At 68.7% G+C, this 9,538-nt stretch carries 7 protein-coding genes; 3 read left to right on the top strand and 4 right to left on the bottom strand.

The genetic code is table 11. The features are described from left to right. Positions 1-317: 317 nt before the first annotated feature. On the top strand, positions 318-521 hold the full coding sequence (locus HKK72_RS31015) for a cold-shock protein (protein ID WP_187237993.1): 204 nt from the start codon (positions 318-320) through the stop codon (positions 519-521). A gap of 19 nt (positions 522-540) precedes the next feature. On the opposite strand, the gene HKK72_RS31010 is transcribed toward HKK72_RS31015, so the two are convergent. Beyond that, positions 541-756 (bottom strand): DUF2277 domain-containing protein, encoded by a 216-nt coding sequence (locus HKK72_RS31010; RefSeq protein ID WP_187237992.1) that lies wholly within the window; start codon positions 754-756, stop codon positions 541-543. 91 nt (positions 757-847) lie between these two features. Further along, positions 848-2,443 (bottom strand): MFS transporter, encoded by a 1,596-nt coding sequence (locus HKK72_RS31005; RefSeq protein ID WP_187237991.1) that lies wholly within the window; start codon positions 2,441-2,443, stop codon positions 848-850. Between the two features lie 176 nt (positions 2,444-2,619). On the opposite strand from HKK72_RS31005, the gene HKK72_RS31000 reads away from it, so the two are divergent. Then, the gene (locus HKK72_RS31000) at positions 2,620-3,378 is read left to right on the top strand and encodes a TetR/AcrR family transcriptional regulator (RefSeq protein ID WP_187237990.1); all 759 of its coding nucleotides are present in this window, start codon (positions 2,620-2,622) and stop codon (positions 3,376-3,378) included. Between the two features lie 8 nt (positions 3,379-3,386). Here HKK72_RS31000 and HKK72_RS30995 read toward each other — a convergent pair whose 3' ends face one another. After that, the gene (locus HKK72_RS30995; RefSeq protein ID WP_187237989.1) at positions 3,387-4,421 is read right to left on the bottom strand and encodes a mechanosensitive ion channel family protein; all 1,035 of its coding nucleotides are present in this window, start codon (positions 4,419-4,421) and stop codon (positions 3,387-3,389) included. Positions 4,422-4,924: 503 nt separating this feature from the next. Then, positions 4,925-7,495: a M14 family zinc carboxypeptidase gene (locus HKK72_RS30990; RefSeq protein ID WP_315987539.1), complete on the bottom strand. Its 2,571-nt coding sequence runs from the start codon at positions 7,493-7,495 to the stop codon at positions 4,925-4,927. Positions 7,496-7,872: 377 nt separating this feature from the next. On the opposite strand from HKK72_RS30990, the gene HKK72_RS30985 reads away from it, so the two are divergent. Beyond that, a complete protein-coding gene (locus HKK72_RS30985; protein WP_187237988.1) occupies positions 7,873-9,024 on the top strand; it encodes a serine hydrolase domain-containing protein in 1,152 nt (383 codons plus the stop codon). Positions 9,025-9,538 lie beyond the last annotated feature (514 nt).

Below are 9,538 nucleotides of genomic sequence, written 5' to 3'. Positions count from 1 at the left end.
CGAGCGACAGCATCGTCCTGCGCAGCAGTCCAGCCATGGGTCAAAGGGTAGACGACCGGCCGGAAGGGCCGTCGGATCCGCGCCCTGGAGCAGGCCCCTCGGCCTGTCACGAACCATTACTCAGAGTGAGTCCGTGCCCTCTCGCCGGTAACCGCCTCTGCTATAGTTGGATTAGCTGCTTGATCATGAATGCGCCTGCTGGTCCCCACCTCAGGCGCGTTTTTGTTTAGCAGGGTCGGATCGGCCGGGTCGTCTCGGCCGATGCGAGGACTCGTAAGGTGCGAGCCTCGCCACCCCCCTGAAGGAGACAGACAGACATGGCTACAGGCACCGTCAAGTGGTTCAACTCGGAAAAGGGCTTTGGCTTCATCGAGCAGGACGGCGGCGGCCCCGACGTCTTCGCCCATTACTCGAACATCGCCGCCGAGGGTTATCGCGAGCTTCAGGAAGGTCAGAAGGTCCAGTTCGACATCACCCAGGGCCAGAAGGGTCCCCAGGCGGAGAACATCGTTCCCGCCTGAGCGAAGGAGGACGCCGGGCCTAAGAAGCCCGGCCTCGTACCTCGATCGTCGTGAGAAGTGTCGCCGTCGCCTCGGCGACGGCGGCCACGGCCCGATCGAAGGCCTCTGCATTGTGCGCCGCCGGGGCGCGGAACCCGGAGATCTTTCGTACGTACTGAAGCGCGGCGGCACGGACGTCCTCGTCGGTGACGTCGTCGGTGACGGGCGGACGGAGGGTCTTGATACTGCGGCACATGCTCGTATTGTCGCGCAGAACCGGCCCGGGCGGGTCACGCCCGGGCCGGTTCGGCGTTCTGGACACGCCACTCGTCCCGTGCCGCGATCGGTCAGTTCTCGGCAGGGCCGTGGACGAGCTCGCGGTCCGCGGCCTGGGCCGTCTGCTCTGTCTGGTCTGTCTGAACCGCCTGTACGCGGCGCAGTAGGACCAGCGCCACCACGGCGGTGGCGGCCATCAGGACCGCGCCGGCCATGGACGCGACGCTCATGCCCTGGGTGAAGGCGTGGCGACCCGCGTCCAGCAGGGCGTCGCTCGCGTTTCCGGGCAGCTGTGCGGCGACGGCGTTCGCGCCTCCGAGGGTCTCGCGGGCGGCGTGGAGCGCCTCGGGGGACGTGCCGGGCGACATCACGTCGGCCATACGGTGGTGGTAGACGGCGGCACCGATACTGCCGAGGATCGCCATGCCGAGGGCGCCGCCGAGTTCACTGCCCGTCTCGGAGAGCGCCGAGGCGGAGCCGGCCCGCTCTGGCGGGGCGGCGGTGAGGATCATGTCGGCGGTCAGCGTGCTCGCCACGATGATGCCCGAGACCAGCACTCCGGCCGCGATGAGTACGACCGCCAGCGGCGAGTCCACCCGCACCTGGCTCAGCAGGATGAATCCGGCCGTGCTCACCAGCAGCCCGCCACAGATGACGAAGGCCGGGCGTACGGACCTGCCGAGCACCGCCGCCACGCCGACCGCCACCATGATGGCCGGCGACGCGGCCAGTGACCACAGCGCAGCGGTGAACGGGCGCATGCCCAGTACGAGCTGCAGGTACTGCGTGGTGAACAGGGCATAGCCGGTGAGGCAGAACATGCCGATCACGTTGATCAGAATCGACCCGCTGAAGGCGCGGTGCCGGAACAGCCCGATGTCGATGAGCGGGTTGGCCCGGGTCCGCTGCCGGTGGACGAACGCGACGCCGATCAGCAGACCGGCCATGACGCTCGCCGCGGGGAGCGGTTCGACACCGTCGACCGCCATCCGCTTGATCCCGTAGATGACGGGGAGCACCGCGGTCAACGAGAGGGCCGCGCCGAGAACGTCGAATCCGCCGGTCCTCGGGGCGCGGAACTCCGGCAGCAGGACCGGCGCGAGGGCCAGGAGCAGTGCCATGGCGGGCACGTTGATCAGAAACGCCGAACCCCACCAGAAGTGCTCCAGCAGGAATCCGCCCACGATCGGGCCGACGATCGTTCCTCCGGTGATGGCGCCGGTCCAGATCGCGATGGCGGTCTTGCGCTCCTGCGGGTCGTGGAACATGTTGCGGATGAGCGCGAGGGTCGACGGCATCAGGGTCGCGCCGGCCAGGCCGAGCAGGGCCCGCGTGATGATCAGCATCTCGGCGCTCGTGGAGTATGCGGCGATCACCGACGCCACGCTGAAAGCGGTGGCACCGAGCATCAGCAGTCGCCTGCGGCCGATGCGGTCGCCGAGGGCGCCCATCGTGATGAGCATGCCGGCCAGCACGAATCCGTAGATGTCCATGATCCACAGCTGCTGGGTGCCGGTCGGCTCCAGCTCCGCACTGATGAACGGCAGCGCGAAGAACAGCACGCTGATGTCCATCGAGATGAGCAGGCATGGCAGGAAGAGCACGGCCAGGCCGATCCATTCCCTGCGCCCCGCCCTGGCTCGGTCATCGGTCCTCAGATCGCTCATGTCGTCCTCGCCTCGGGTCCGCGCCCTGGTCCGTGCCACTGAAGCGCGCTCGGTCAACTCTTCTGCGTAGGCCCTACACTCTATTGTGTATGCCATACGCACTACTGCGTAGGCTATACACAGTCCTACGATGATGGTCAAGGCCGAATGACGGCGGCGCGACGAAGGCGGAGGCGATGACGGACGACAGTGACGGCACTCGGCTGCCCGCGAGCATCGCGGCCGCGTGGGGCGTGCGTGAGCGCCCGGGCAAGGGACCCAAGCCGGGCCTGAGCCTGGAGCGGATCGTCGAGGCCGGTGTCAAGGTCGCGGACGCCGATGGGATCGGGGCCGTCTCCATGAGCCGGGTCGCCGCCGACCTCGGCGTCTCCACGATGTCGCTCTACCGGTACGTCTCCGCCAAGGACGAGCTGCTCACGCTCATGGTCGACGCGGCGTACGGGCTACCTCCGGCCGCGCAGGCGGCCGGCGAAAGGTGGCGGGACGCACTGTCGACATGGGCATGGACCGAACTGGCGCTCCTGCGCAGGCACCCGTGGATCCTGCGCATCCCCATCAGCGGTCCGCCGCTCACGCCCAACGCGATCATGTGGCTGGAGCGGGGGCTCCGCATCCTGGGCGGCACCGGGCTCGCCGAGAGCGAGAAGCTCTCAGTGATGCTGCTGGTCACCGGCTTCGTCAGGAACTCCGCGACCCAGACGACCGACATCCACGAGGCCGCGGTGAAGTCCGGCTCCACCGTCCAGGACGTGATGACGGCCTACGGTCGCACGCTCGCGAAGTTGATCGACCCCGAGCGCTTCCCGGCGCTCACGGTCGGCATCGCCTCGGGCGCTCTCGAGGACGACGAGGACGAGTTCGGCGACAGCGAGTTCCGGTTCGGCCTCGAGCGGGTGCTCGACGGCGTCGACAGGCTCATCGATTCGCGGGGCTGAGCCCGCCGTCAGCGCTTCGCGTCGTCGAAGACGACGTGGCGCATCGGGAACGGGAGCTGGATGTCCTCGGCGCGGTAGCGCTGGTGCAGCCGCTTGATGAACTCGTGCACGACGACGTACTGGTCGGTGAACTCGCGGGTGCGCAGGATGACGGTGAACCGGATGCTCGAGTCGTCGAAGGTATGGAATCGCACGAGCGGCGTGTGATCGGTCACGCCGCCCTCGACCTGGGACATCACCTGCCCGGCGACCTCGATGGTCACGCGCTCCACATGCTCCAGATCGCTGTCGTAACCCACCCCGACCTGCACCAGCACGGACATGTCCCGCGCCGGCCGGTGGTAGTTCGTGACGATGGCGTCGGCGAAGCGGGCGTTCGGGACGATGAGCAGATTGTCGGAGAGCAGCCGGATCGTCGTGTTACGCCAGTTGATGTCGACGATGTTGCCCTCTTGGCCGTTGTCCAGCCGCACGTAGTCGCCCTGCTCCACCTTCTTGGAGGCGAGGATGTGCACCCCGGCGAAGAGGTTGGCCAGCGTGTCCTGCAGTGCGAGCGCCACCGCGAGACCGCCGACGCCGAGCGCGGTGAGCAGGGGCGTGATGGACACGCCGAGGCTCTGCAGCAGCACCAGGGTGCCGACGCTGATGACGATCACGCGGGTGATGTTGGCGAAGATGGTGACCGACTTCGCGACACCCGTTCTGGCCAGCGTCACCGACGAGACGATCCCGGCGGCGAGCCGCGCGGCCGCCAGTGAGACGGCCAGGATGATCAGAGCGATCAGGGTCTGGGCGATCACGTCGCGCAGACCCTGGCGAAGGTCCAGGATCAGGACGGCGATCCAGATGCCGGCCGAGGCGGCACCGGTGACCGCCAGGTCGCGCAGCAACCTGGAGCCGAGGTCGTCCCAGGCCCATCGGGTGTGCTCGGCCCGCCGCGTCAGTCGGCCCAGGACGATCCGCAGCGCGACGCCGAACGCCACGATCGTCACCGCGACGACGGCCGCGAGAATGACGCGTCCCCAGTCCGTCGGCTCAGGCATGGGTCGTCCTGGAGTTCCGTTCGGCACCGGCCCTGCGGGAGCCGCCGAAGGCGCTCCGTCGGTCGACCTCAGGCGGCTCGATACCGCACCACACCGTCACCCAACTCCTTCTGCGCTCTGCCTCAGCTGCTGCTGGGCTTGGAGGGTTTCGACCACCGCTGGACCACCGCACTCGGTCACCGCACTGGGCCACCGCACTGGGCGCCCGCCCTCGCGGTCGGGCCGAGCCGGCGATGGTCGCCCGGAACGCAAGCCCTCGGGGCACTCCCGGGTCACCCGAGGAACACGCTATTTGTCTGCTCTGCCGCGATGCTCCCGTTTTGCAAGATCGTAACGCCCTAGGGCCGCCTCGGTGCACCAGAGCACGACGGGAGGCGATCGAACGCGGAACGGCTCCGGCCCCAGAGCGTGAGTCGCTCTGGGGCCGGAGCCGTACATCGGACGAGACCATCGCGGCGGACGGCGGACCGCCGCCGCGTGTCAGCGGATGGTCGAACCGCCGGTCACCGGGCGTTCTGCCGCTCGCCCGCGGTCACGGCCGTCCAGTGCAGCGACCGGGCGACCTCGGCGAACAGTCCCTTCGGGTGGTTGCGGAACAGTGGTTCGGTGCCGAACAGCACGACGGCGGCGCCGCGCTCGTCGACGCCCCGCACGATCGTGGGCTGGCCCACGGCCGCGTCCGGGCCACCGCCGCCGTCGGGATTCGCCCGCCAGTGACCGGCGATGAGCGGCCCCTGGCCGGCGTACCGCTGCTCAACGGTCACCTCGGGGCCGAGCCCGGTGAACCAGCGGGGCGAGTACACGAAGGAGTACGGCGGTGCGCCGTTCGTGATCGGACCGCTCGCGTTGGTCACCGCCACGGTGCCGTTCGCGTCGCCGCGCCCGGCCACGGGAGTCGCGGTGAGCAGACCGGCGGCGGTGTTGAAGGCCGCACCGGTCGCGCCTCGCGTCACCACCCCGCCCCTGGCGAGGAACTCGTTCAGCCCGGCCCGGGCGGCCTCGCCCAGCTGCCCGTGGTTCAGGCCGCTGGCGACGTACAGCACGTCCACACCCGACCAGTCGAAGCCGGCGTTGAGCGTGGCGGTCGAGATGGTCTTGACCGTGAAGCCCATCTCCTGCAGCGAGTAGAGGTCGTCACTGCTGCCGGCCGCGGCGATCGTCAGCGTGCGCAGCGGCGTGGTGCCCGGTGCGGTCGCCCGGGTGAATCGCACTCCGTAGCGGTCGGCCATCGTCCGCGCGGCGGCCCGGGCGGAGGCCGGGACCACCACGCTGCCGTCGGCGGCCCATTTCGCCTTGACGCCGTCGGCCAGTAGCGCGTTGAGGGCCGTGACCTCCTTGGCGTCGTCGAGCCGCAGCGACAAGTCACCGGAGGGCGCGACCGACCCGGTGGGCGCCGCGACGGAGATCGGCTTGGCCGGCACCCGCCGCAGGTCGCCGGAGTCGGCCGTGTCGACGGTGGCGCCCCACAGGTGGGCGAGGCTCCAGCCGGAGATGTCGTACATCGCGTCGACCTTGGAACTGATGTCGGCGCCCGGCTCAAGGATGACGTTGGCGATGCCGCGCTTGGGCTGGTGCATGTCGACGACGTACGACCCGGCGGCGTAGCCGCGTCCGTTGAGCGTGAACGCCTTGGTCGCCCGCTCCACCCGTACATCGTTGGCGATCAGATGGTCGACCAGGCGCGCGGCGGCGGTGGCCGAACGCTGCGGGCCGCCCGTGGGGATGACGTATGCGCGCGGGAACCTCGTCGTGTAGACGTCCTCAGGCCCGAACCCCGGCACCGTGCCGAGCGGGGTGGCGCGCGAGGGCTCGCCGGCGGCGCCGCGGCGGAACACCTCGATCTGGTCGGCGATGAGCGATTCACGGCGCTGCTGTACGAACGAGATCGTCGAGTTCATCGCGGCCGCGGCGACGTCCACATTGATCCGCGATCGGCGCTGTAGCTCCGCGGCCGGCTGATTGGTGTAGTCGGCGTTGTTGACCCGCATCGGGATCTCGATGGTGTGCGACGCCACCGCGCCGTGGAACGGCGCGTACTGCGGGGTGAAGATCGGAGGCCAGTCGTCCCAGCCCTCGGTCCAGTCACGGAAGGGGATCTGCGGCGGCTGCACCCCGTCCTTCTCCGGGGTGTACCCGAGCGCCTTCACTGCGGCCTCCATGCCGAGCCCGTTGGCGTAGGCGTTCTTGATGAACAGGTCGTACTCGTAGTTCTGCCCGTGCGGCGGGGTGGTCGGCTCGATGAGCGTGCCGTTGACGTAGCCGTGCAGGTCGAGCATGACCACGGGCTGGGTGTCGATCATCACCTGCCGCATGCCGCGGACCTCGGGCTGGGAGCCGGTGATGAAGTCCCGGTTCATGTCGAAGCCGGCGCCGTTGGCCCGGGTGTTGCCCACCCGGCCGTCGGGGTTGGCGGTGAGGTTGAAGTAAAGCCTGCTCTGACCGAGCAGCTTCCTGGTGCCCGCGTCCTTGGCGGTGGCCAGCTTCTCGATCGTACGGAGGGCGGCGTCGGTGCCCTCCCACTCGTTGCCGTGGATGTTGTTGTTGATGAAGACCGGAGCCTTGTAGCGGTGCCTGATCAGTGGATTGCGCGCCGCGCGTGCCGCGTCGTCCTCGATCTCGGCGCGCATCGACGCCTGCTGCTTGGCGGCGGCGGAGCTCTCGGGTTCGGTCACGGTCACGAGGTAGAGATCGCGGCCCTGGTGGCTGCGGCCGATGATCTCGACGCTGATCCGGTCGCTGTTGCGCTGTAGCTCGTTGAGCTTGGGGGCGAGGGAGTGGTAGGGCGTGAGGCCGAGCTTGATGGACGCGTCGGCCGGATTCTCCGCCGGCACAGGGAGTTTCTGCTGCCGCGGATAGCCGCGGGTCCTGGCCCACGGGAACCGGGTGTGGTCGGCGCCGCGGTCGCGCTTGAGCGTGGGCGCGGCGAGGGAGTTACGGTCCGCGCCGTTGCCGAACTCGCGTTGTACGGGTGGTTTGCGACGGCTCTCGGGGTCGGCCGACGCGGGCGTCACGGGACTCATGAGCGTGGCCACGAGGGCCACGCCGAGGACTGGATACGAGTGACGTATTGCCACGATGCCTCCACATGGGGGGATTTCACCTGGTGTCTATCCGCGCAAGATCACTGCACACAAGGGGAACAACTGTGACAATTCGGTCCCAGGTTCATGTGGAGGCGTGCGGGCGCGGGATCGGCGATCTCAGGTCTCTAGTGCGCTGACCACCCAATGTTCACCGGGTACGCGCATACGGTGCGGCTCAGCCGGAAAGCGCAGCCGAGGCCGGGCCGGCCCGATCACGCGCCCAGCCGCAGCCCGCCCGTGGACGACGGCGCGGCGCGGTGATCGGTCGCGTGCATCTTTGGGGTGAGGCGGCCGGTGGCTCTCGTGGATGACGTGCGTCGAAAACCATGATCGCTAGCGTGATGGCTCTCACGATCAAGGGAGCACACGTGATCAAGCATCAGCGTGCGTTGAGCGGCGTACTTGCCCTGGCGGTGGCGGTTGCGCCGCTCGCAGCCGGATCGGCCGCGACGGCCTCCACCGGCACCGCAGACCACGACGGGCTGCACGAGGTCATGCATCGGCTGACCACAGTCGATGGTGGGCCCGGAGCGCTGATCCGGGTACGCGACCGGCGCGGCGATGCGGTGCTGACCAGCGGCGTCGCGGACGTGACGAGCCGCGCGCCGATGCGCGGTGACAGCAGCTTCCGGATCGGCAGCATGACCAAGATGTTCGTGGCGACGACCGTGCTCCAGCTGGTGGGAGAGCGCCGCGTCGTCCTGGACGCACCGGTGGAGCACTATCTGCCCGGCGTCGTTCGTGGGCACGGCAACGACGGCCTGGCGATCACCGTCCGCCAGTTGCTCCAGCACACCAGCGGCATCCCCGACTACCTCAACTACCTCAGCCTGCAGGAAGTCCTCAAGGATCCGCTCGCCCACCACGACACCCGCGACCTGGTGAACATCGCGCTCGCCCACCCTCCGACCTTCAAACCGGGCACCGGCTGGAGCTACTCCAACACCGGTTACCTGCTGGCCGGAATGCTCATCGAAAAGGTGACCGGCCACACCTACGGCCAGGAGATCCGCCGGCGCATTATCAAGCCGCTCAGGCTGCGCCAGACGTACGTGCCTGGTGACACCTCGGCGATCCCCGGACCGCACCCGCGCGGGTATGCACGGCCGGGCCAGGACGCGCCGCTCATGGACTTCACCGCGATCAACCCCTCGGTCGCAGGCCCGTCCGGCTCGATGATCTCCAGCGGCACCGATCTCAACCGGTTCCTTGGCGCGCTCGTACGCGGCAGCCTGCTGCGCCCGGCCCAACTACGGGACATGATGAGGACCCGGCCGACCGGCAGCCCCGGCGGCAGCGCCTACGGCCTCGGCCTGGAGAGCGACCCGCTGCCCTGCGGCGGCCTGTACTGGGGACATGACGGCGGCATCCTCGGATATCAGACGCTAGGCGGCGCGACGGTCGACGGCAGGCAGGCGACGGTCATGGTGAACCTCTATCCGGGCGGTTCGGACGCGCAGGACCACGACACGAAGGCCGCCGTCCAGACGGCGCTCTGCGAGGACCGACCCTCGCTCTAGTGTTCAGCTACCCACCCACTCGACAGCGATCACGTTGCCGTCGAGAGTGAGGCGACTTGACACATGCGCGGCGGACGTCAGATGGGCCTGGAGGCTGCGGGCCAGATCGGGGTGGTCGGGGGTGGTCGGACTGGGTCTCCCCCCGGCGGCCGGCATCGATACGGCCGGGGCCGTGAGGTTTCCCGGAGCCCGAGCACGGGTATGAAGCCATGAGGGTCAAGTAGAGGTGCGCAGTCCGCGCCCTCTGGGGCGTGGCACCGACGCCGATTTGACGTTGATCCACATTGGACCTAATGTTCTAGATGCCCCACGGGGGAGCGGGACGCCGAAAGGCGGCCGGCCCCGGACGGGAAACCACCTTCGACTTTGTCAGGTTCGCTTGTGCGTGCTAGACGAGATCTTCGGTGGGCTAGAGTTGGACTTCGGTTGGGTCTCGGTTCGTCCGGGAAATTTGACTGAAGGAATAGCTCTGGTAAAGTAGGAGCTTCGCCCCGGAGGGGGTCCGGTTGGTTTC

This window comes from Actinomadura sp. HBU206391 (genome assembly GCF_014323665.1).
GTDB lineage: Bacteria > Actinomycetota > Actinomycetes > Streptosporangiales > Streptosporangiaceae > Actinomadura_C.
The sequence above is the reverse complement of the archived record's forward strand: the minus strand, read 5'-3'. Positions and strand labels throughout refer to the sequence as shown.